This is a genomic window from Streptomyces sp. BK79, assembly GCF_044142145.1.
Classification (GTDB): domain Bacteria; phylum Actinomycetota; class Actinomycetes; order Streptomycetales; family Streptomycetaceae; genus Streptomyces.
Genome location: NZ_JBHVOC010000030.1, coordinates 67,160 through 88,433, shown reverse-complemented (window position 1 = coordinate 88,433; position 21,274 = coordinate 67,160). Strand labels below are relative to the sequence as shown.

General features: G+C 73.8%; 19 protein-coding genes. 10 read left to right on the top strand and 9 right to left on the bottom strand.

Annotation, left to right across the window (positions count from 1 at the left end):
• The 4 genes from ACFIF2_RS31405 to ACFIF2_RS31390 form a co-directional block, all read right to left on the bottom strand.
• Nucleotides 1-208: phosphopantetheine-binding protein (locus ACFIF2_RS31405; protein ID WP_395576658.1), on the bottom strand; the 208-nt coding region annotated here is incomplete at its 3' end.
• A 50-nt stretch (nt 209-258) separates the two neighbouring features.
• Complete coding sequence (locus ACFIF2_RS31400; protein ID WP_395576657.1) at nt 259-1,845, bottom strand: amino acid adenylation domain-containing protein; 1,587 nt, start codon at nt 1,843-1,845, stop codon at nt 259-261.
• A 94-nt stretch (nt 1,846-1,939) separates the two neighbouring features.
• Nucleotides 1,940-2,650 (bottom strand): LmbU family transcriptional regulator, encoded by a 711-nt coding sequence (locus tag ACFIF2_RS31395; protein WP_395576656.1) that lies wholly within the window; start codon nt 2,648-2,650, stop codon nt 1,940-1,942.
• Nucleotides 2,651-2,983: 333 nt separating this feature from the next.
• The gene (locus ACFIF2_RS31390) at nt 2,984-3,199 is read right to left on the bottom strand and encodes an MbtH family protein (RefSeq protein ID WP_369162276.1); all 216 of its coding nucleotides are present in this window, start codon (nt 3,197-3,199) and stop codon (nt 2,984-2,986) included.
• Between the two features lie 460 nt (nt 3,200-3,659).
• On the opposite strand from ACFIF2_RS31390, the gene ACFIF2_RS31385 reads away from it, so the two are divergent.
• From ACFIF2_RS31385 to ACFIF2_RS31355, 7 genes are all read left to right on the top strand, one after another.
• Nucleotides 3,660-4,433, top strand: a complete 774-nt coding sequence (locus tag ACFIF2_RS31385) for a thioesterase II family protein (RefSeq protein WP_395576655.1) — start codon at nt 3,660-3,662, stop codon at nt 4,431-4,433.
• Between the two features lie 139 nt (nt 4,434-4,572).
• Nucleotides 4,573-5,763 carry a serine hydrolase domain-containing protein gene (locus ACFIF2_RS31380; protein ID WP_395576654.1) on the top strand — a complete coding sequence of 397 codons (1,191 nt, stop codon included), beginning with the start codon at nt 4,573-4,575 and terminating at the stop codon, nt 5,761-5,763.
• 50 nt (nt 5,764-5,813) lie between these two features.
• On the top strand, nt 5,814-6,842 hold the full coding sequence (gene argC / locus ACFIF2_RS31375; RefSeq protein ID WP_395576653.1) for an N-acetyl-gamma-glutamyl-phosphate reductase: 1,029 nt from the start codon (nt 5,814-5,816) through the stop codon (nt 6,840-6,842).
• Entirely contained in the window at nt 6,839-7,990 is a 1,152-nt protein-coding gene (argJ, locus tag ACFIF2_RS31370) for a bifunctional glutamate N-acetyltransferase/amino-acid acetyltransferase ArgJ (RefSeq protein WP_395576652.1), read from the top strand. Before argC ends, argJ begins: the two co-directional genes overlap by 4 nt.
• Nucleotides 7,987-8,964, top strand: coding sequence for an acetylglutamate kinase (argB, locus tag ACFIF2_RS31365; RefSeq protein WP_395576651.1), 978 nt, complete (start codon nt 7,987-7,989; stop codon nt 8,962-8,964). Before argJ ends, argB begins: the two co-directional genes overlap by 4 nt.
• Complete coding sequence (locus tag ACFIF2_RS31360) at nt 8,961-10,226, top strand: acetylornithine transaminase (protein WP_395576650.1); 1,266 nt, start codon at nt 8,961-8,963, stop codon at nt 10,224-10,226. The genes argB and ACFIF2_RS31360 overlap by 4 nt, the downstream gene beginning before the upstream one ends.
• A gap of 132 nt (nt 10,227-10,358) precedes the next feature.
• Nucleotides 10,359-10,940, top strand: coding sequence for an LmbU family transcriptional regulator (locus ACFIF2_RS31355; protein ID WP_395576649.1), 582 nt, complete (start codon nt 10,359-10,361; stop codon nt 10,938-10,940).
• A gap of 57 nt (nt 10,941-10,997) precedes the next feature.
• Here ACFIF2_RS31355 and ACFIF2_RS31350 read toward each other — a convergent pair whose 3' ends face one another.
• Nucleotides 10,998-11,642, bottom strand: coding sequence for an FMN-binding negative transcriptional regulator (locus ACFIF2_RS31350; RefSeq protein WP_395576648.1), 645 nt, complete (start codon nt 11,640-11,642; stop codon nt 10,998-11,000).
• Nucleotides 11,643-11,952: 310 nt separating this feature from the next.
• Here ACFIF2_RS31350 and ACFIF2_RS31345 point away from each other — a divergent pair, with 310 nt between their 5' ends.
• Nucleotides 11,953-13,308, top strand: coding sequence for a lysine N(6)-hydroxylase/L-ornithine N(5)-oxygenase family protein (locus ACFIF2_RS31345; protein ID WP_395576647.1), 1,356 nt, complete (start codon nt 11,953-11,955; stop codon nt 13,306-13,308).
• A 104-nt stretch (nt 13,309-13,412) separates the two neighbouring features.
• Here ACFIF2_RS31345 and ACFIF2_RS31340 read toward each other — a convergent pair whose 3' ends face one another.
• A complete protein-coding gene (locus ACFIF2_RS31340; RefSeq protein WP_395576646.1) occupies nt 13,413-13,787 on the bottom strand; it encodes a hypothetical protein in 375 nt (124 codons plus the stop codon).
• A 39-nt stretch (nt 13,788-13,826) separates the two neighbouring features.
• Nucleotides 13,827-14,288 (bottom strand): nuclear transport factor 2 family protein, encoded by a 462-nt coding sequence (locus ACFIF2_RS31335; RefSeq protein ID WP_395576645.1) that lies wholly within the window; start codon nt 14,286-14,288, stop codon nt 13,827-13,829.
• Nucleotides 14,289-14,633: 345 nt separating this feature from the next.
• Here ACFIF2_RS31335 and ACFIF2_RS31330 point away from each other — a divergent pair, with 345 nt between their 5' ends.
• Nucleotides 14,634-17,306 carry an AMP-binding protein gene (locus ACFIF2_RS31330; protein WP_395576644.1) on the top strand — a complete coding sequence of 891 codons (2,673 nt, stop codon included), beginning with the start codon at nt 14,634-14,636 and terminating at the stop codon, nt 17,304-17,306.
• 493 nt (nt 17,307-17,799) lie between these two features.
• On the opposite strand, the gene ACFIF2_RS31325 is transcribed toward ACFIF2_RS31330, so the two are convergent.
• On the bottom strand, nt 17,800-19,035 hold the full coding sequence (locus ACFIF2_RS31325) for a helix-turn-helix domain-containing protein (protein ID WP_395576643.1): 1,236 nt from the start codon (nt 19,033-19,035) through the stop codon (nt 17,800-17,802).
• A gap of 224 nt (nt 19,036-19,259) precedes the next feature.
• The gene (locus tag ACFIF2_RS31320) at nt 19,260-20,573 is read right to left on the bottom strand and encodes an aminotransferase class V-fold PLP-dependent enzyme (RefSeq protein WP_395576659.1); all 1,314 of its coding nucleotides are present in this window, start codon (nt 20,571-20,573) and stop codon (nt 19,260-19,262) included.
• Between the two features lie 413 nt (nt 20,574-20,986).
• On the opposite strand from ACFIF2_RS31320, the gene ACFIF2_RS31315 reads away from it, so the two are divergent.
• Complete coding sequence (locus ACFIF2_RS31315; protein WP_395576642.1) at nt 20,987-21,229, top strand: hypothetical protein; 243 nt, start codon at nt 20,987-20,989, stop codon at nt 21,227-21,229.
• Nucleotides 21,230-21,274: the final 45 nt, after the last annotated feature.

Sequence of the window (21,274 nt, the reverse complement as noted above, 5' to 3'; positions counted from 1 at the left end):
ACTCGATGTACGCGGAGATCGACGCCACCGTCGGGTTGAGGAACATCTGGTCCATCGGAACCTCGACGCCCAACTCCTCGATGAACGCGTCCTGAATTCTGAACATGATCACGGACTGGCCGCCCAGGGTGAAGAAATCGTCGTCCGCCGCTATGTCGTCGACTTTCAGCTCCCGGCACCAAATGGCGCGCACGCTGTCGGCAATCATTTTTGTCCTCTCTGGTTCGCCGACAGGATTCTTGTCGGCTTTCGCGTCGGCTATCGCGTCGTGCCGCTCAGCGCGTACTGCCTGTTGAGCGAGTCGACCAGTGCCGCGCGGTCGACCTTCCCGTGCGGGCTCAGCGGAAGCCGCAGGACGTTCACGAACCTGGCCGGGACCATGTTGCGCGGCAGGGTCTGCAGGAGACGGATGCGCACGTCGTCCTCGGTCAGCTCGTCCCGGGACGGGACGAGGAACGCGGTCAGCTCGGCCTCGCCGCCGTCGGTGGGCGCGACGACCACGGCGGCCTCCCGGATCCCGGCCAGCCGGCCGAGCGCGCGCTCGATGTCGGTGGGGTCGATGCGCATGCCCCGCACCTTCACCTGCGCGTCCATCCGGCCGGCGACGACGAGGTTGCCGTCCTTGTCGACGCGGCCGCGGTCGCCCGTGCGGTAGACCCTGCGCGGCGCGCCGTCGACCTCGATCGTCGCGAACTTCGCGTTCTCGGGGCCGGCTCCGCCCAGGTAGCCCGCGCCGACACTGGCCCCGGAGATGCAGACCTCGCCGTACTCGCCCGCGCCGACGCCGCGCAGCTCCTCGTCGAGGAGGTGGATGTCGGTGTTGTAGGCGGGCCGGCCGACCGGGGTGATGTCGTGTCCGCCGCGCCAGTACCCGGCGAGGTCGTAGGAGGTGGCGACGTCCGTGCACTCGGCGACGCCGTACTGGTGCAGGAGGGTGCAGGTGTTGCCCTCGCGCCGCGCCCAGTTCGCGAGCCGCTCGGTCTTCAGCGGCTCGCCGCCGAAGAGCACGTAGTCGAGCCGGGTGAGCGCGTCGCCGCCCCGCGCGGTCTCCCAGTCCACCAGCAGGTACAGGGTGCTGGAGGCGCAGTGCACGACGCGTATCTCGTGCTGGGTGAGGATGCGGTAGGCCATCATGGCGTCGAAGTTGCGGGACGCCATGAAGTGCTGGGTGGCGCCGCAGAACAGCGGGGTCATCAGGGCCCGCTGGGACAGGTCGAAGCCGAAGGCGCTGACGACCAGGTTGTGTGAGCCGCTGTGCAGGCCGTACTCGAGCTTCAGCCAGTTCATCAGGTTGAACCAGCCCTCGTGCCGCACCGCGGTGAGCTTCGGCGTCCCGGTCGAACCGGACGTGAAGACCGCGTAGCACACGTCGTCGCCGGTGACCTGGACGTCGGGGGCGGTGGCCGGGAGCCGCTCCAGGTGGTCGGTGAGCTGCTCCAGGTCGGCGACGTCGACACCCGCCGAGTCGACCATCCCCCGTGTCTCGGGGGAGGCGACGATCAGGGCGAGGGAGGGCACCTGCCCCAGCAGCAGCTGGAGGCGGGCCGCCGGGTAGGCCGGGTCGAACGGCACGTAGGCCGCGCCGGCCTTCAGCGTGCCGAGGATGGCGACGAGCATGTCGGCCGAGTAGTCGAGACAGACGCCGACCTTCGCGCCCCGGCCGTGGCCCCGCGCGGCGAGGTAGTGCGCGAACCGGTTCGCCCGCGCGTCCAGCTCGGCGTACGTCACCTGCCGGCCGGCCCGGACGACGGCCACGGCGTCGGGGGCGGCCGCAGCGTTGGCCTCGAACTGCTTGTGCACGACGGGCGCCGGGGGCAGGGCGACCCGCTTTCCCTGAAGGATCATCAACTGGCTCCGATGTGAGAGAGGTCCGGTCCGACGAGTCGCCGGCACGCCACGGGATCGGGGGGCCGGCCGGCGCGAACGGCGCGACGGGCCCTCAGGCCGTGCCGCTCTCGGCGGTGTGGAGGTCGGCGGTGTGGCGGTCGGCGGTGGCGAGCACCTGGGTCACCCATTCGCCGACGGGCAGACCGTGCGCGGCGGCCGCCTTCGAGTAGTGCTCCAGCTGGTCGGCGGAGAGCTCGATGGTGAGCGTGGTGCGCTTGTGCCGGCCCCGGTCCGCGGCCGCCGGCTCGGCCGGACGGGACACCGCCCGCTCCTCGCCGTCGCCGCCCGCGGGAATCTCGGCGGTGTCACCGCTCTGCGCGGCCAGGCTGGCGCGCAGCTCCCTGCGCAGCTCGTTGCGCGACCACTTCCGCTGTTCGGCCTTGCGCAGCCAGTAGTCCTGCTCGGGCGGCGACAGCCGGGCCACCTCCGCGTGGTGGGCGAAGCTGAGGGCGTCCCGCCGGCGGTCGTGCTCGAACCTGCGAGCCACCCACGCGTAGTTGCGCAGGGTCTGGTAGTCGAGCCCGGTGCGCTCGATGGCCTCCTTGTACCGCCGCCAGCCGTAGGTGGCCTCCCCGAAGAGCAGCCAGTCGGCGAGCCACCACGCCGAGGAGTTCACGAGGTCGCGCAGGTTGGCCCCGATCTGCTCCCAGGACCGCTCGGGCAGGTTCTGCGGGAAGACCATCCCCGACTTCTGCACCTTGGCCTGCGTCCCCACGAACGACAGGATCACGTCGCGCTGCGCCGGCTCACCGCTGGTGTCCACCGGCCTCGCCTTGTACCTGCTCGCCGTTCTCACAGCCCCCGTCACAACCTTCATCTCCCAACTCAGAGCGTCTTCCTGGGTGCCGGCCGGTCACTCGGCCGGGCGCCCGGGCGGCATGTACTGCGTCAGCGCCGGCGGGACATGGGTGTGCGGGCCCGCGAAGCCGGTCGCGGGCGTCGCGGGCCGCGGCGCCTTCCACCAGGTTCTTTCGGTTCGTACGTCCGGACGGCGCCGTCCCGGTCGGATCCGCTCACCCGGCGGCGGGCGGACGCGGGTCCGGGACGGCGCGGGCGGGATCCACCGCGTCGGCTCGACGGGAGTCCGGGCGGTCGTTCAGCCCGCTGCCATGGCCTCGCGCAGGCTCTTGGGACGCAGGTCCGTCCAGTTCCGCTCGACGTACTCCAGGCACTCGGCCCTGGACGCCTCGCCGAAGACCACCCGCCAGCCCGCGGGCACCTCGGCGAACACCGGCCACAGGGAGTGCTGCTCCTCGTCGTTGACCACGACGTGGAAGCGGCCGTCCTCGTCATCGAAGGGGTTCGTGCTCAACTGGCACCGTCCTTAACCGTCACGGGGTGACTCGGGATGGGAGAACGCCGGGCCCACCGGCCCGGCTCGGGCCGGGGCCGCCGGCCCTCGACGTACACACGGGAGATCGGCCGCCCGCGTTCCTGGGACCGGGCGCGGTCGTCGTACGGGCTCGGCTGCCCCACGTCGCCGGTGGCCGACTCGCCGACCACTGTAGCCACGGCCCCGCTCAGACCCGGTCGAGTTCCGCTCGAGACGCCGGTCGGCGGCCGGCGGGCGACCCGCCGGGGCACGGCGGGCGTCCGGCCGGGCTCCGGAAGGCGTCCGGCGGGCCCGCGGACGCGTAGTCGTACGAGTACGGGGAGTACCGCTCCCACGTCGTCGGCGTACCGCCCGAGAATCGCTAGAGCGTTCCCACACCGGCGGCTGAGTCCCCCTGGGGCCCGCTCCGTTTCGGCCACGGCCGTTCTATGGTGCGAACGTGCGCAGCCCGATCCGAGGGGGAGCGATGGACAGCACACCACCTGCCTTGCGCCTGTTCGTCCTGCACCACGCGGGAGGCTCGCACGTGCTGTACCGCCACTGGCCGGCCGGGCTGCCGGACACGTGGGACGTGCGGCTGCTCGACGCCCCCGGTCACGGCTTCCTCCTCGACCAGCCGCGGATCGCGGACGCCGGCCGTCTGGCCGACCACCTGCTGCGGCACATCGAGCCCGAACTGACCTGCCCCTACGCCCTGTTCGGGCACAGCATGGGCGCGCTGCTCGCGTACGAGATCACCCGTCGGGCCGTCGACCGGGGCCTGCCCCCGCCGGTGTGGGTCGGTGTCTCGGCCCGCACCGCACCGCAGCTCGTGGTGCCGGGGAGGCGCTACCACGCGCTGCCCGAGGCCGAGCTGCGGGAACGTCTGAAGGCGCTCGGCGGTACGCCCGACAGCGTCTTCGACGACCCCGGGCTGTGGACCCTGTTCGAGCCGGTCATCCGCAACGACCTGCGTCTGGTGGAGACCTGGCGCCCCGCTCCCCGCACCGGTCCGCTGCCCGTGGCGCTGTCCGCCTACGCGGGCGCCGGGGACCCTCACGCCTCACCGCCGCGGATGGCGGGCTGGGAGGAGCACAGCGAGCACTTCCTGGGCCTGCGGGTCTTCGACGGCGGTCACTTCTACTTCCAGGACGATCCCCGGCCGCTGCTGCGGCGGATCGAACAGGACGCGACCACGGCACTCGACGCGGTGACCGCGACGCGCTCCTCCTGAACCCACCGTCCGTCCCGGCAGCCGGGCGCACAGCACACGAGTACGGCACACCAGTACGGCACGAGCGGCACGAGTACGGCACGAGCCGCACGAGTACGGCATCCACCACCTACGAACGAGTCTTCTGAAACGGGGAACCATGATGCGGACGACGACACGGAAGAGACCGAGCGCGGGCGTGGTCGCGCTGGCGGCGGCCGCCCTCACGGCCACCGTCCTCACCCATCCCGCCCACGCGGCCGAGGACACCCCCGCCGCGGTGGCCGGCCACCAGGCGACGCAGCGTGCGATGGACGCGGCCGTCGCCGCCGGCGTCCCCGGCGTCACCGCCGAGGCGCGGGACGCGGACGGGGTCTGGAAGTCGGCATCGGGCGTGGGCGACCTGACGACGGGCGCCCCGCGCGGCGAGAACGACCGGTTCCGCGTCGGCAGCATCACCAACACGTTCGTGGCGGTCGTCCTGCTCCAGATGGAGGCGGAGAAGAAGCTCAGCCTCGACGACACCGTGGAGCGTCACCTGCCCGGCCTGGTGAGCGGCAACGGCAACGACGGCAGCCGGATCACCGTACGCCAGCTCCTCAACCACACCAGCGGTCTGACCGACTACTTCGCCGACCCGCAGTACCTCGAGACGTACGTGCTGGGCGACGGTTTCCTCCAGCACCGCTACGACACGCTGACGCCCGAGACCCGCCTGCGGGTGGCCTTCTCCCACCCGCCGCAGTTCGAGCCGGGCGCCCGGCACTCGTTCTCCCACACCAACGACATCCTGGCCGCGCTGATCGTCGAGAAGGCCGGCGGCCGGTCGTACGAGGACGAGGTGCGCGCACGCATCGTCGAGCCGCTGGGGCTGAAGGCGACGACCCACCCCGGCACGGACTTCGGCCTGCCCCGGCCGAGCGGCCGCGAGCACTCCAGGCTCTTCCCCGCGCAGCCGGAGCGGATCGACGACGTCACCGAGGTCAACGGGTCGCAGTTCTGGGGCGACAGCGACATCATCTCCACCACGGGGGACCTGAACCGGTTCTACACGGCGCTGCTGAGGGGCAGGCTGCTGCCGCCGCGGCAGTTGGCGAAGATGAAGACGACCGTGGCCAACCCCGACGCCCCCGGCTCGTTCTACGGGCTCGGCATCGAGCGGTTCACGCTGGGCTGCGGCGCCACCCTCTGGTACCACGACGGGGGAACGATGGGGTCGATCTCCCTGGTCGCCCTGACCGAGGACGGCAGCCACCGGTTCGCGTTCAACTTCAACGGGACCTGGGCGGCGGAGACCCTCCTGCCCATTCTGGACGCCGAGTTCTGCGAGGCACCCGCCCGCTCGCGCTGAGGCGGCGGGCCGCGAGGACCGGGACACGTGTCCGTCGACGGGGAGGATTCATGACAGTGCGAGCGGCCGTGGCAGGAGCGAGCGGCTACGCGGGGGGCGAACTCCTGCGTCTGCTCCTGGCCCACCCCGAAGTAGAGATCGGTGCCCTGACCGGGCACTCCAGCGCGGGACAGCGGCTGGGCGCCCTGCAACCCCACCTGGCGCCGCTGGCCGGGCGGGAGGTGCTGCCCACCACCGCCGACGCCCTCGCGGGGCACGACGTCGTCTTCCTCGCCCTGCCGCACGGGCAGTCCGCCGCGGTGGCGGAGCAGTTGGGCGAGGAGACCCTGGTCGTCGACTGCGGCGCGGACTTCCGCCTCGCGGACGCGGCCGACTGGGAGGCGTTCTACGGCTCGCCGCACGCGGGCACCTGGCCCTACGGCCTGCCCGAGCTGCCCGGCGCCCGCGCCGCGCTGGCGGGCACCCGGCGCATCGCGGTGCCGGGCTGCTACCCGACCGCGGCGCTGCTGGCCCTCTTCCCCGCGTACGCGGCCGGGCTGGCGCAGCCCGAGGCGGTGGTCGTCGCGGCGTCCGGCACGTCCGGCGCCGGCAAGGCGGCCCGGGCGGACCTGCTGGGCAGCGAGGTCATGGGCTCGATGCGGCCCTACGGCGTGGGCGGCGGCCACCGGCACACGCCCGAGATGAAGCAGCACCTCGCCTCCGCGGCGGGCCACCCGGTCGCCGTCTCCTTCACCCCCACCCTGGCCCCCATGCCCCGCGGCATCCTCGCCACCTGCTCGGCCGCCGCGCGGCCCGGGGTGGGCGCGGCGGACGTACGGGCCGCGTACGAGAAGGCGTACGGCGACGAGCCGTTCGTGCGGCTGCTGCCCGAGGGGTGGTGGCCCGCCACCGGAGCCGTGTACGGGTCGAACTCCGGGCAGGTCCAGGTGGCCCTCGACCCGGAGGCCGGCCGGATCGTCGCGATCAGCGCCATCGACAACCTCACCAAGGGCACCGCGGGCGGCGCCGTGCAGAGCATGAACATCGCCCTCGGCCTGCCCGAGTCACTGGGGCTTTCCACGATCGGAGTCGCACCGTGAGCGTCACCGCAGCACGAGGCTTCAGGGCGGCGGGCATCGCCGCGGGAATCAAGCAGAACGGCAGCCGGGACCTGGCGCTCGTCGTCAACGACGGGCCGGGCGGCGCGGCGGCGGGCGTCTTCACCGCCAACCGCGTGCAGGCCGCCCCCGTCCAGTGGTCCCGGCGGATCCTCGCGGACGGCACGGTCCGCGCGGTCGTGCTCAACTCCGGCGGCGCCAACGCCTGCACCGGACCGCGGGGCCTCGCCGACACCCGCGCCACCGCCGAGAGGGCCGCCGGGCGGCTCGGCCTGGACACCGGGCAGGTCGCGGTCTGCTCCACCGGCCTCATCGGAGTGCCGCTGCCCATGGACCGGCTGCTGCCCGGCGTCGACGACGCCGCCGCCCGGCTGTCCGAGGACGGCGGCGAGGACGCGGCGCGCGCCGTCATGACCACCGACACCGTGCACAAGACGGCCGCCGTCACCAAGGACGGTTGGACGGTCGGCGGCATGGCCAAGGGCGCCGGGATGCTCGCGCCGGGCCTGGCCACGATGCTCGTCGTCCTCACCACCGACGCCGACGTCGACGCACGGGCGCTGGACGGCGCCCTGCGCGATGCCACCCGGGTCACCTTCGACCGGGTCGACTCCGACGGCTGTATGTCCACCAACGACACCGTGCTGCTGCTCGCCTCCGGTGCCGCCGGCGTCACCCCCGGGTACGCCGACTTCGCCGAGGCCGTCCGCGCGGTCTGCGCCGATCTGGCCCGGCAGCTCGTCGGGGACGCCGAGGGCGCCTCCAAGGAGATCCGCGTCGAGGTCGTGGGCGCCGCGAGCGAGGACGACGCCGTCGAGGTGGGCCGCTCCGTGGCCCGCAACAACCTCCTCAAGTGCGCCGTCCACGGCGAGGACCCCAACTGGGGCCGGGTGCTGTCCGCCGTCGGCACCACCTCCGCCGCGTTCGCGCCCGACCGGCTGAGCGTCGCCATCAACGACGTGTGGGTGTGCAAGGACGGCTCGGTGGGCGAGGACCGCGCGCTGGTCGACATGACCGGCCGCGAGGTCCGGATCACCGTGGACCTCGCCGAGGGCGCGGACCACGCCGTCGTCTGGACCAACGACCTGACCGCCGACTACGTCCACGAGAACAGCGAGTATTCATCATGAGTGCTTCACCGTCTCCTCCCCCACTCCCCCACTCCCCCGGCCGCGACGGCTCGGCCGAGCACGCGGCCCTGCCCAAGGCGCGCGCCCTCATCGAGGCGCTGCCATGGGTGGCGCGCCACCACGGCAAAACCGTCGTCATCAAGTTCGGCGGCAACGCCATGGTCGACGACGACCTCAAGGCCGCCTTCGCCATGGACATCCTCTATCTGCGGCACGCGGGCCTGAATCCCGTCGTGGTGCACGGCGGCGGCCCGCAGATCAGCGCGCAGCTCGGACGGCTGGGCCTGGAGTCCCGGTTCGAGAGCGGCCTGAGGGTCACCACGGACGAGGCCATGGAGGTCGTCCGCATGGTCCTGGCCGGGCAGGTGCAGCGCGAGCTGGTCGGGCTGCTCAACGCGCACGGCCCGCACGCGGTGGGCCTCACGGGTGAGGACGCCCGCCTGATGACCGCCGTCAAGCACTACGCCGACAAGGACGGCACGCCCGTCGACATCGGCCGCGTCGGCGAGATCGCCCACGTCGACGCCGGGATCGTGCAGGGCCTCATCGACAACGGGCGCATCCCCGTCGTCTCCCCCATCGCCCGGCCCGAGGACGACAAGGACGCCGCGGAGGGCGGTGTGTTCAACGTCAACGCCGACACCGCGGCCGCCGCCCTCGCCGTCGCGCTCGGCGCGGAGACGCTGCTGATCCTGACCGACGTGGAGGGCCTGTACCGGAACTGGCCGGACAGCGACGAGGTGATCCCCCGCCTGACCGCCGGCGAACTGACCGGGCTGCTGCCCCGGTTGTCGTCCGGGATGATCCCGAAGATGGAGAGCTGCCTGCACGCCGTGAACAACGGCGTGGGCTCCGCCCGTGTCATCGACGGCCGGGTCCGGCACTCCATCCTGCTGCAGATGTTCACCGACGACGGGGCGGGCACGGTGGTCGTGCCGGACGACGACGCCGACGTCCGGGAGGTGACGGTATGAGCGGCGGCGTGAACGGCGTCGCGGACCTCGCCGAGGGGAGCGTCGCGGACCTCGCCGGCCCGGGTGCGGGCAACGCGGCGCTGGCCCGGCGCTGGCAGGGCGCCATGATGGACAACTTCGGCACCCCCCGGCTGCCTCTGGTGCGGGGCCGGGGCACCCAGGTCTGGGACGCGGAGGGCAACGAGTACCTCGACTTCGTCGGCGGCATCGCGGTCAACTCGCTCGGCCACGCCCACCCCGCCATCGTCCGGGCCGTCTCCGAGCAGGTCGCCTCGCTCGGCCACGTCTCGAACCTGTTCATGGCCGAGCCGACCGTGCGGCTCGCCGAGCGCCTGCTGCGGCTCGCCGGGCGCCCGGACGGCCGGGTCTACTTCTCCAACTCCGGGGCCGAGGCCAACGAGGCGGCGTTCAAGATCGGCCGCCTCACCGGCCGTACGCACATGGTGTCGGCGTCCGGCGGCTTCCACGGCCGCACCATGGGCGCCCTGGCCCTCACCGGCCAGCCCGCCAAGCAGCTCCCCTTCCGGCCGCTGCCGGGCGAGGTCACCCACGTGCCGTACGGGGACGTCGAGGCCCTGCGCGGTGCCGTCACCCCGGACACCGCGCTGCTGGTGCTGGAGCCCGTGCAGGGGGAGAACGGCGTGGTCGTCCCGCCGCCGGGCTATCTGCGGGCCGCCCGCGAGATCACCGAGGCGACCGGGACCCTCCTGGTGCTGGACGAGATCCAGACCGGCATCGGACGCACGGGCCGCTGGTTCGCGGCCGAGGCCGAGGGCGTCGAGGCGGACGTCGTCACGCTCGCCAAGGGCCTGGGCGGGGGTCTGCCCATCGGCGCGACGCTCGCCTTCGGCCGGGCCGCGCGGCTCCTGACGCCCGGCGCGCACGGCTCCACCTTCGGCGGCAACCCGGTGGTGTGCGCGGCCGCCCACGCCGTACTGGACACCATCGAGGGGGCGGGCCTGCTCGACCACGTGGCCCGCACGGGGCAGCGGCTGCGGCACGGCCTGGAGCACCCGCGCCACCCGCTGGTGCGCGAGGTGCGCGGCGCCGGGCTGCTGCTGGGCGTCGTGCTCGACGGGGACGCGGCGGCGCGCGTGCAGCGGGCGGCCGAGGACCGGGGGCTCCTGGTGAACGCGGTGCTGCCGGACGTCGTCCGGCTCGCCCCGCCGCTGATCGTGTCGGACCGCGAGGTGGACCTGTTCCTCGACCGCTTCCGGGCGGCCCTGGGCGAGGCCCTCGGCGAGCTGCCGGCGGCGGCCTGAGCCGGTCGCGGGCGAGAGGTCCCACCGATGAAGCGCTCTTCCCCTGGAGGCATGATGACGCGTCAGGCCGGTCGGACCGCGGGGTCGCCCGGCGGCCCGGCGAACGCCCACCCCCAGCCCCACGGGGGTCAGGTGCTGACGACGAGGGTGGGCCTGCGGATGCCGGCCCGGATGGCGTACGACGAGTGGGAGCGGGCCGGGCACCAGCTCGCCGGCGTCCTCGACTCGTCCTCCTGGTGGCTGGGCGACTGGCTCGTCTACGGCAAGGACCACTACACCGACCGCTACCAGCGCGGGATCCGCGCCGCCGGCCTCTCGTACCAGACGCTGCGCAACTACGCGTGGGTCGCCCGGCGCTTCGACCTCGCCCGGCGCCGCTCCGCCCTGAGCTTCCAGCACCACGCGGAGCTGGCCTCCATGCCGGTCGAGGAGCAGGACCGCTGGCTCGACCGCGCCGAGGAAGGGCGGTGGAGCACCAAGCAGTTGCGCGCCGCCCTGCGCGCCGCCCGCGAGGACGAGCGACGGCCGCGCACCCCCGCCGAGCCGAGCGGCCGCCTGGAGGTGCCCGGCAGTCGTCTGCGACGGTGGCACGAGGCGGCGGAGCAGCTGGGCGTCGACTTCGAGCAGTGGGTGACGGCGACGCTGGACAGCGCGGCCGCGAGCGCCCTGGAAGACGCTCAGGACCCCGGCCGGCCGGTGGCCGTCACCGCCTGAGCCGTCTCCGCGGGGGCCCCGGCGCGGGAGCCTTTGGCGCCGGGACCCCCGGGCGGGTCACGGCAGGCGGCTCATCAGCCCGGCGGTCTCGCGCTTGTACCGGCACGCGCTCTGCCCGAACGACTCTCGTACCCGCTCACGCACCTCGGCCGGCTGCTCCTGGCTGAGCTTGAACATGCCCTCGGCCCGGGTCACCGTGAACCGGAACGCGCCCACGGCGGGCAGGATCTTGCGGAAGTAGTCGACCGACTCGGTCATGTCCCAGCCGTCGCCGAACTCCCCCTCGTAGGCGCGCACGGTGGCCTTCACCACGTCCAGCGTCTCCTCCGTGGAGTCGATCTTCTCCACCACGCCCCGGGCGTGCACCGCCGTGAAGTTCCAGGTGGGGGCGGCGGGGGTCGTCTCGTACGCCGTGGGCGACACGTAGGAGTGCGGCCCGGTGAACGTCAGCAGCAGGATGCCGCCCGTCTGGAGGGCCGACCAGTGCGGGTTGGCCCGGTTCATGTGCCCGAGGAGCGTGGCGCCCGGCAGCTCGCCGGGCCGGTCGCCGGTCCTCTCGGGGTCGAATATGACCGGCAGATGCGTGGCGAAAGGACCGTCCTCGGGGCTTCCGTTGGACACGGCGAGCGCCAATGGATTACCACGGACCAGATCCACCATCCACGAACTGTCCGGTTCGCGATAGAAGCTGGGCACGAACATCCGGGTTCACCCTCTCGGCAATTGACTCAAGGCATGGATCAGGCTCAGAGTGTGACTGATCGCATTACTCCGGACACTTACTCCGTCGGCCGCGTCACGCGGAGTTGTCGGGAATCTTCGCCGACCATACCGGTGTCCTGTCGACAGGACAACGTTTTCGAATATCGCGCACCTCGAGAAGCTCTCGAATGGTCTTCATGCCGTCTTCAAGTTGCCTTTGAGATGCTCCTCGTGCTCCTCGGAGCAACAGCACGGAACGGTCTCTCGGGCCACCGGTCGAGTTTTCCAGACGTAAGCGGGAGAATTTTCCATGGGCATAACGGGCAGGCGCCACCAAGAGATCTACGACGTGATCGGTATCGGGTTCGGCCCGTCCAACATGTCGCTCGCGATCGCTTTGGAGGAGCACGAGGCGAGCGCTCCGCAGCAGCCGCTCAGGTATCACTTCTTCGAGCGGCAGCCCACCTTCGGCTGGCACCGCAACATGCTGCTGCCGTCGACGACCATGCAGATCTCGTTCCTCAAGGACCTGGCGACCTTCAGGAACCCGCTGTCCCGGTTCAGCTTCATCTCCTTCCTGCACTCCTCGAACCGGCTGGTGCAGTTCGTGAACAACCAGGACTTCTTCCCGACCCGGCAGGAATTCCACCAGTACCTGGAGTGGGCGGCCGCCGGCCTGAGCGACCGGGTCACCTACGGCACCGAGGTCGTCTCGATCCGCCCGGGCACCGAGGGCGGGACCCTCACGCCCGACCTCCTGGAGATCGAGGTGCGCGACGGCGACGGCGCCACCAGCGTGGTCACCGCCCGCAACGTGGTCATCTCCACGGGTCTGGTGCCGCGCCTGCCGGAGGGCGTGACGGCCGACGAACGGGTGTGGCACAGCTCGGAGTTCCTCAGCAAGTTCAACGCGCGCGACCCGCGGGACCTCAAGCGCGTGGCGGTGGTCGGCGCCGGCCAGAGCGCGGCCGAGATCACCCGGTTCTTCTACGACTCGCTGCCGCACGCCGAGGTCTCCGCGGTCATCCCGTCCTACGGCTACTCCGTCGCCGACGACACCCCCTTCGCCAACCAGGTCTTCGACCCCGGCGCGGTCGACGAGTACTACTACGGCACCGACCGGGCCCGGGACGCGTTCTGGCGCTACCACCGCAACACCAACTACTCGGTGGTCGACACCGACGTCATCCGGGCGCTGTACCAGCGGTCGTACGACGAGCAGGTGCGCGGCACCCAGCGGCTGCACTTCCGCAACCTCACCCGGGTCGTCGAGGTCGAGAGCACCGGTGAGGGCACACGGATGGTGCTGCGTTCGCTGCTCGACGACCGGACGGAGGGCCTGGCCGTGGACGCGCTGGTGTTCGCCACCGGCTACGACGGGGTGGACCCGGCCCGCCTGCTCGGCGACGACTTCGACGCCCACTTCGAGCGCGACGCGGCGGGCCGGCACCGGGTGGAGCGCGACTACCGCCTCGTCTCCTCGTCGGGACTGACCTGCGGCGTCTACCTCCAGGGCGGCACCGAGCACAGCCACGGACTGACGTCGGCCCTGCTGTCGAACATGGCGGTACGCAGCGGCGAGATCGCCGACTCGATCGTGCTGGGGCGCACCGAGCGGGAACTCGGCCGTACCCACTCGGTGGAGGAGGCGTCCTCGGCCGCCTGAAGCCGTCCCGGGCGGCCCCTGGCCGCCGGACACCCACGTCGTGAGCGGGCCCGGTGCTGCGACCGCAGCACCGGGCCCGCTTCGCGTCGTCGGGGGCGTCCGCGTCAGGCCGCCTCTCCCAGACCGCGGTCGTCCCGCTGGACCCGCCTGTCCCAGTCCCGCCGCGCCGACCGCTCCTGCTCCCGCCGCTCCCGGTCGTCCCGCTGCTGCCGCTCCCACTGGACGGCGTACACGGCGACGAAGGCGGCGAGCCCCCGCGCGGTGCCGTCCGGACCGAGGGCCGTGACCGGCACGCTCCGCCCGAAGTCCCGCGACAGGGTGCGGTGCGCCGACAGCGCGGCGGCCACCGCTTCGCCCCGGGAACGGTCGGCGGCATCGGTGTCTTCGCGGGTCATCGCGAGCGCCTCGGCCCAGGCCCGGGAGGCGGTCGTCCCGTCGTCGGGCGCGTGCGGTACCGGGATCGGACGTAGCTCCGGCATGGCTGCCTCCTGTGCGTCTCGCGGCTCTCGGTCGAGGGGTCAGGCCAGGTCGTCGCGGGTCACCCGGCGGTGCGCGGTGCGCCACTCGTCTCCGGTGCGGACCAGGACGTCCTCCATGACGAACACGCGCAGGCCCTTGGGGCTTTCCCCGCCAGGTGTGACGTACACCAGGGCCGAGCAGCGGGTGCGCAGCGTTCCGTCGGGCTGCGGCTGTACGTCGAGCATGCCGACCCAGTGGTCTAGGCGGCCACCGGCCCGCCGCTGCCGTTCCGCGCCGGCCCGTACGTAGCGGGCGAGCCCGTCGAGGGCGCGCACCGGCTCGGGGAGGGTGGGCAGTTCGAGGACGGCGTCCTCGGTGAAGGTGAGCGCCCAGCGCTCGGCGTCGTGCGCGTCCAGGATCCGCATCTGGTGCGCGTAGAACTTTTGCACCTGCGCGTACAGCGCGGCGAACGTCCGGTCCGGGAGCGTGCGTTCGGCGGTGTCCACCAGCTCGACGGTCATGATCTCGGCCTCCGCTTCCGTCCGTGTCCCCGGAGGGGGCGCCGGGGGTGTCCCGGCGCCCCCTCCGAGGTAGCCGCACTCGGTACGGACAGTTTCTGAGGCTCGGATCGAGCATCCTTCAAATACTCCTCAAGGCTCCCGCCGAGGGCGGTCACCGGGGCGCCCCAGGCAAGCGGAGGCACTCCATCCGCACTGCGCTCCCGCCTTCCCGCCTGCGGTTCCACCGCCCTTCGACCGCTGCGAGACATCACCTCAAGACGGTGTTGCCAAGCTTCAGGCAACGTTTTGCCAAGCCGGGCCAACCGGGGCCCAGCCGGAAGGCGCTGTCCTAAGGAGCGGGTGCTGATGTTCGACTCCGGCCTCAACGAGCAGCGGGACGCCCTCGCCACCGTGCCGGGCGACGGCCCGGCCGGCCCGACCGGCCCGGTCAGCAGTTACGACGCCCTGCCGATCCCGCCGGCGCACCTGCGGGAGTGGCGGGACGCCACCCTCGGCCGGATCCGCGAGCTGCCGCGCCGCCGGGTGCTGGAGATCGGCGCCGGCACCGGAGCGCTGCTGACCCGCCTGGCATGCGACGAAGAGGTCCGGGAGTACTGGGCCACCGCCTCCTCCCCCGCCCACGTCGCCGCGCTCACCGCGCGGGTGGCGGCCGACCCGGCCCTGCGGGAGAAGGTCCGGCTCGACTGCCGTGACGCCGAGGACACCCACGGGCTGCCCGCCGGGCACTTCGACACGATCGTCGTCGACTCGCTGGTCCCGTCCCTCCCCGGCCTCGCCCACCTGCGCGCCCTCGTCGAGCGCCTGCTGCCGCTGCTCGCTCCGGGCGGCGCGCTGTTCCTGGGCGGCCTGCGCAACCTCGACCTCGCCCACTGCTTCCGGACCGGCACCGCGCTGGCCCGGCCGGGTGCCGCCCGGGGCGACCGGGAGGCGCTGCGCCGCCGCATCGACCGCGAGGTCGCCGAGGAGCGGGAACTGCTGCTCGCCCCCGCCCTGTTCGACGCCCTCGCCCGGGAGCTGCCCGCGGTGCGCGCGGTCGACGTACGCGTCCAGCGCGGCGTCCAGCACAACGAGCTGACCCGCTACCGCTACGACGCGGTCCTGACCACCGCCGCACCCGCCGCCGACCTCACCGCCGCGCCCCGCGCCCGCTGGGGCGAGGAGATCACCGGCACCGACGGGCTCGTCGGCCACCTGCGCGCCCGGCGGCCGGCCCTGCTGCGCGTGGCCGCCGTACCCAACCGCCGGGTGCACGACGAGTACGCGGCCATGCAGTCCCTCTTCGACCCCCTGGAGAGCATCGACCTGGCTCCGCAGGACGCGCCCGCCCCCGCCCCGGAGGTGCTGTGCCGGGCCGCCGAGCGCCTCGGCTACCGCGCCCTGCCCACCTGGGGCGAGCGACCCGACCTCCTGGACATCGTCCTGCTCGACCCCGAGCAGGTGCCCGCGGGCCCCCTCACCGGCGTGTACGCGGCACCCGTCGTCGAGGCGGCGGGCTGCGCCAACACCCCGGCGGCGGCCGTCCGTCCCGCCGGCCCGGACGCCGGGCCGGACGCCGGGCCGCCCGTACGGCTGCCGAAGGGCGCGATCCCGTCGGCGCGGACGGCACCGGACACCCTGCCGCCGCACCCGGTCCGCGCGGCCGCCCCCGCGCCATCCGTCCCGTCCGCGCCCACCGCCACCGCCGACCGCCCGGCCCCGCGCACCCGCCCGGCCACGGGGATCTGGGCGGGCACGGACACGGACGCCCCGCCCGCCGAGGGGAACGTCGCCTCGCTGTTCGCGGCACAGGTGGCACGGGCACCCGGGGCACTCGCCCTGCCCGGCCTGGCCTACGCCGAACTCGACGCCCGCTCCGACCTGCTGGCGCACGCGCTCCTGGAGCACCGGGCCGGCCCCGGCACCTGTGTGCTCACCGCGCTGTCCTCGCCGGCCGGGTTCGCGGTGGCCGCGCTGGCCGTGGTGAAGACGGGAGCCTCGCTGCTGCCCGTCGACCCGGCGCTGGACCTCGGTGACGCGCCGCACCCCGCGGTGCTGCTCCTGGACGAGACGGCGGACCTGCTGCTGCCCGCCGTGCCCGGCGCGGCCCGGCTGGTCCGCGAGGAGGCCGCCGGCCCGCTGCCGCCGGCCGGACACTGGCCGGTGACGGACGCCGACCGGCTCCGGCCGCCGTGCCCCGGCGACCCGCTGCTGCTGGTGCCCGGCGAGGACGGCACGGTCGCGGTGGGCGGCGAGGCCGTCGCCGCGGCGGCCGGTGCAGCACCGGCGGACACGGCCTGGCTGGTGCGCGGCTACCCGGACGGGGACGCGGCCATCGGGCTGCTGAGCACCCTGGTGAGCGGGGCGCGCGTCCACGTCCCGGACGGCTCGCTCACCCGGGACGTGCCGCACGAGGTGCTGGGCTGGCTGCGCCGGCGGGGCGCCCGGATGGTGCTGGGCGGCGCCGACGACGTGCTGGGCGCGCTGCTGGCGCTCGCCCGGGCCGAGGGCGCCGGGCTGAGCGTCAGCGGCGGCTGGGCCGAGGGCCGGCTGGTCGTCGAGCAGGTGCCCGGCTCCCCGCCCCGGCCCGCCCCCGGCTACCGGGCCTATCTCCTCGATGCCCTGCTGCGTCCGGTGGGCCCGGGAGAGACCGGGTCCCTGTACATCGCGGGCGCGGGCGTGGCCCAGGGGTACGCCGGGGAGCCCGGGGCCGACGGCGAACGGTTCCTGCCCGACCCGTTCGGCGGCCCGGGAGGCGGTACGGCCCGCATGTGGCGCACCGGGCGTGCCGCCCGCCTCGACGAGGACGGCAGCCTGCGGGTGCTGGACGGTCCGGCCCACGACGACCCGTTCGCCGACGAGCACGCCACCTTCGTGGTCCTCGCCGACGCGACCGGTCACCGCGCCCTGTGGCCGGCGACGGCCGCGATCCCCGAGGGCTGGTACGAGACCCACGGCGAGGACGCCTACGCCCCCTGCCTCGACCACCTCCACAGCCCCCTCGACGACGACCTCGGCGACCACCTCGACGACCTGATCTAGACCGACGACGAGCCCTTCCGGAGGACCCCATGAAGGTCATCAGCAACCGCCCCGCGTTCTCGCCCCCGGCCCCGTCCCCCGCGCGCCGCCCGTGGCCCGCCCGTCCCCGCGCCGGCGGCCGGGCGACCCGCGGAACCTGGACGGGACGTCGGCCCTCGCGCGCCAACCGCCGCCGGGCGTACGCCGCCACCACGACCGGGCGCGCCGGAAGGCGGACCCTCACGGCGCGCCGGATCCCGGCGGTCCCGTCGGTGGGGCGACGCCCGGCACGGGACGTCCGGCCTCCGGCGTCCGGCGAGCACCGGCACGCGTCGAGTGCGCGGCCGTCCGTCCGTCCTCCCCGCGCCGGCCGCAGCTCCGTCCGGACCTCGGACGGCCCGGAGGGCGGCCCACGCGCGGGCGAGGAGGCGGGCGGGGAAGCAGGCGGGGAAGCGGGCGGGGCCGACCGCGCACCGGGCCGGGACCCGGCCCCGGACCCTGGCCGACCGGGTGGTCAAGCCCCGGACGCGGCCGTGCCCCGCTCCCCGGTGGACTCGACCAGGGACTCGGCGAGGATGCGCCAGATGTCCGCGGCCAGGTCGATGTTGGCGTCGGCCTGGGCCTGTTCGGCCAGGGCGCGCAGGCCCTGGACTCCGTCGGCGTCGCCGGAGCGGATACGCAACTGGTGGCGCAGGATGTCCAGCCGCATCCGGTCCCGGTAGGTCATCATCGGCTGCGCCTGGGCGAGTTCGCCGAGCAGGACGCGGGCGTCGTCGTACCGGGCGGTGAGGAAGGCGAGGTCGGCCTTGAGCGCGGTCAGTTCCTGGCGCAGGCCGGGCGTCCCGACGAAGACGAGCGCCGACTCGGCCTCCTTGGCGCAGCGTTCGGCGGCCTCGGGGTCCGGGGGCCGCTTCTGGAGGTGCAGCCGGCCCATCGCGGTCCTGAGCCTGAGCCACAGCACCAGGTCCTCACCGCTGTCGAACTTCTCCAGCGCCTCCTGCAGACGGGCCTGCGCGGTGGCGAAGTCGCCCTGCCGGACCAGTACCGCCGCCGCGGTCCACATCGCCTCGGCCCACACCGTGTCCGTCCGTCCGGCGACCAGCTCGACCAGCTCGTCCGCGTGGGCCCGGGCGTCGGGCATCCGGCCCGCCTCGGCCTCCACGGAGACCAGGGCGAGCAGCACCGCCGCACGGTCGTCCGCCTCCAGGTCGTCGTCCTGGGCCAGGCCGTGGGCGGTCGTCGCGGCCTCGCGGGCGTCGGTGATCTCGCCGAGCGAGCGCAGGCAGCGGGCGTACCGGGTCAGCCCGCGCACCCGCAGTGCGGTCAGCCCGACCTGGTCGCCGAGCCGTACCAGCTCCTCCAGGTACTCCCGTTCGCCGATGTGGTCGCCCTGGACGCGCCGCTGCCGGGCCAGGTGCCACAGGGCCTGCCAGCGCAGCACCGGTGTCTCGTGCCCCTCGGCGGCGAGGGCCTCGCGGAGGGTCTCGATCGCCGCGTCGGAGCCCGTGGAGGCGGCCAGGGTGAGCGCGTGGGCGAGCGAACCGCCCGCCGGTTCCTCGAAGTCCGCCGCTTCCAGGCCGAGTCGTCCGGCGAGGTAGGCGACGGCGCGTTCGGTGGGCTGGCGGGCGCCGGACTCCAGCCGGGAGAGGTATCCGGTGGACATGCCGTCACCGGCCAGCGCGGTCTGGGACAGCCCGCGGGCCTGGCGCAGTTTCCGGAGACGTCGGCCGAAAGCCGGCTGCTGCAGCATGTGACCATTCCCTGGGGCAGGCGGGTGGGGGGTGGCCACGAGGCAGAAGGGACGAGCGCCATCCGAAGCCGCGACGAGCCTAGGGCGCCGGGCAACAGCCGGGCAATGTTTTGCCAGGCGCCGTGGCATCGTCTCGTGCGGACCTCACGTGTTCCTCGTGCGTTCCTCGAGCGGGCGCTCCGGCGCACGGCGGGCGAGGCGCCCCGGCTCCCGCCCGCCGGGGTTCAGGCCGCACCGTCCGGCGCGGGGGCGGACACCAGAGCCAGGTGCCGCCGCCCGGCCGTACGCCGCGGACGCGGGCCGCGTACCGCCGGGACCGCGCCCGCCCCGGCCACCGGGCCGGCGGACACGGCACGCAGGCCCGCCGCCGGGGCCGCCACCGCCCCACCGCGCGCCGCCAACGCCGCAGGAGCGGGCGCCGCCGCCCGGACGGCCCTCGGCACGGCGTGGTGCCCGCGCCCGGCCAGGGCCGCCTCCCGGAGCGCCTCCGCGAACCGGGCGGCGTCCCGCGCCGAGTTGTCGTGGTGGACCGAGACGCGCACGGCGGCGGTGACTGCGCGCCCGGGCGGCGCGTACAGCGGGGTCTCCTGCGCGACCGTCTTGCCCACGGTGACTCCGCGGGCGGCGAGTTCGCGGCGCAGTTGGCCGGCGGGCATCCCGGCGTGCCGGAAGGCGACGATGCCGGACTGGACCCGGCCGGGGGCGATCAGCTCGGCTCCGGGCGTCTCCTCCACGGCGGTACGCAGTACGGCGGCGAGGTCCCCGGCGGGTACGGCGTCCTCCTGCTCGGCCAGGGCGGCGTTCAGCCCGACGACGCGCGCGCCCTCCGGCACGACCAGGGAACCCGTGCCGTACGGGGCCAGTGCCTGCCGCAGCTCGGGTGCCGCGTAGGCGAACCCGACCGACTCCGGGCCGCGCAGGAACCGCCAGCCGTCCCCGGTCAGCAGCTGGCAGCCGATGCGTCCCGCGTCCACCGCGAGCTGGCCGACGGAGTACGAGGCGTCGACGGCGTAGAGGCACCGGTACGGGGCGAGGAGGCGGCCGATGTCCTCCACCGGGGTGACGATGCCGCAGCCGGCCGGGACGTGGGCCACCGACACCAGGGCGACGTCGTCGTCGATGTGCGCCGCCATCCACTCCAGGTCCAGGTCACCGTCCGGGCGCAGCGGCACGACCTCCAGCCGGCAGCGTGCGCGGTCGCGCAGGGCGGTCAGGACGGTCAGGTTGGCGACGCCCTCGTAGGGGGTCGTCCAGATGCGGTCGCCCGGGCGGAGCGGAAGGCGTGGCACCAGGGTGGCGAACGCGTCGGCCGCGCCGGTGGACAGGACGGTGTCACCGGCCGGCGCGCCCAGCAGGGCCGCCAGGCGCGCGTCGAGTTCGGGGCGTACGACGTGGTGGACGTGCTCGTCCACCTCGTGCGGACCGTGGCGGTCCTCGTGCCGTGTCCACTCGGTGAGTTGCGCGCGGGCGGCGGCCGGCATCCGGCCCAGGCCGGCGGTGTCCAGGTGGACCCTTCGGTCACGGTCCCCGTGAGGCATCGCGTTCACTTCCGACCTCCCCCGATCGCGGACAACCATTGGCAGTAGATTGCCTCTTACTTGGCAATAAGTTGCCAGAATTCAGGGTGGGTTGGCAACGCCGGCTCCAGCGGCGCTCTAGTTCCGGGGACCGCGGACCGAGTTCGGCAAGGGCGTTCCCGGGTTCGGTCCCCAGAGTTTTCCTAGCGTTGCCAGGTCATTTCTCGTTCTGCCAAGACTTCACGTTCTCGCTGGTCAGAGGGATGTCGCGTTGGCAAAACAGGCGCCTTCCCCCCTGCCGGGGAGTGCCTCTGGGGCCCTGCTCCAGCGTCCATCAACCGAACTCCGAGCGATTCCCGAGACCTCCTTGCCAATCTTCTTGGCAGAAGGTTGCCAAGCACCGAATGCGAAATTGACACACCGAGGAGCCCGCCATGAAGCGCATCGCCACCGCCGCCGCCACCGTCGCCGCCGCCATCGCCGCCACCGTGCTCTCGGCCGGGGTCGCCACCGCGAGCGACATCGGCTGGCCCGTCCCCCCGAAGACCACCGCCACCGCCACCGCCTCCGACGAGGGCGACATCGGCTGGCCGGTCGCCCCCCAGACCGCCGCCACCACCACGGACGACATCGGCTGGCCGGTCGCCCCCGGGACCACCTCCGCCGACCTCGCCTGAGCCCTCGCCGGCCCACCGGGCAACCGGACCCGCCCACCGATACGC

Excerpts from the sequence above, each read along its gene's own strand:
- ACFIF2_RS31400 (WP_395576657.1), bottom strand. The coding sequence starts at position 1,845 with ATGATCCTTCAGGGAAAGCGGGTCGCCCTGCCCCCGGCGCCCGTCGTG.
- ACFIF2_RS31380 (WP_395576654.1), top strand. The coding sequence starts at position 4,573 with ATGATGCGGACGACGACACGGAAGAGACCGAGCGCGGGCGTGGTCGCG.
- argC (WP_395576653.1), top strand. The coding sequence starts at position 5,814 with ATGACAGTGCGAGCGGCCGTGGCAGGAGCGAGCGGCTACGCGGGGGGC.
- argB (WP_395576651.1), top strand. The coding sequence starts at position 7,987 with ATGAGTGCTTCACCGTCTCCTCCCCCACTCCCCCACTCCCCCGGCCGC.
- ACFIF2_RS31360 (WP_395576650.1), top strand. The coding sequence starts at position 8,961 with ATGAGCGGCGGCGTGAACGGCGTCGCGGACCTCGCCGAGGGGAGCGTC.
- ACFIF2_RS31350 (WP_395576648.1), bottom strand. The coding sequence starts at position 11,642 with ATGTTCGTGCCCAGCTTCTATCGCGAACCGGACAGTTCGTGGATGGTG.
- ACFIF2_RS31345 (WP_395576647.1), top strand. The coding sequence starts at position 11,953 with ATGGGCATAACGGGCAGGCGCCACCAAGAGATCTACGACGTGATCGGT.
- ACFIF2_RS31340 (WP_395576646.1), bottom strand. The coding sequence starts at position 13,787 with ATGCCGGAGCTACGTCCGATCCCGGTACCGCACGCGCCCGACGACGGG.
- ACFIF2_RS31335 (WP_395576645.1), bottom strand. The coding sequence starts at position 14,288 with ATGACCGTCGAGCTGGTGGACACCGCCGAACGCACGCTCCCGGACCGG.
- ACFIF2_RS31330 (WP_395576644.1), top strand. The coding sequence starts at position 14,634 with ATGTTCGACTCCGGCCTCAACGAGCAGCGGGACGCCCTCGCCACCGTG.
- ACFIF2_RS31325 (WP_395576643.1), bottom strand. The coding sequence starts at position 19,035 with ATGCTGCAGCAGCCGGCTTTCGGCCGACGTCTCCGGAAACTGCGCCAG.
- ACFIF2_RS31320 (WP_395576659.1), bottom strand. The coding sequence starts at position 20,573 with ATGCCTCACGGGGACCGTGACCGAAGGGTCCACCTGGACACCGCCGGC.
- ACFIF2_RS31315 (WP_395576642.1), top strand. The coding sequence starts at position 20,987 with ATGAAGCGCATCGCCACCGCCGCCGCCACCGTCGCCGCCGCCATCGCC.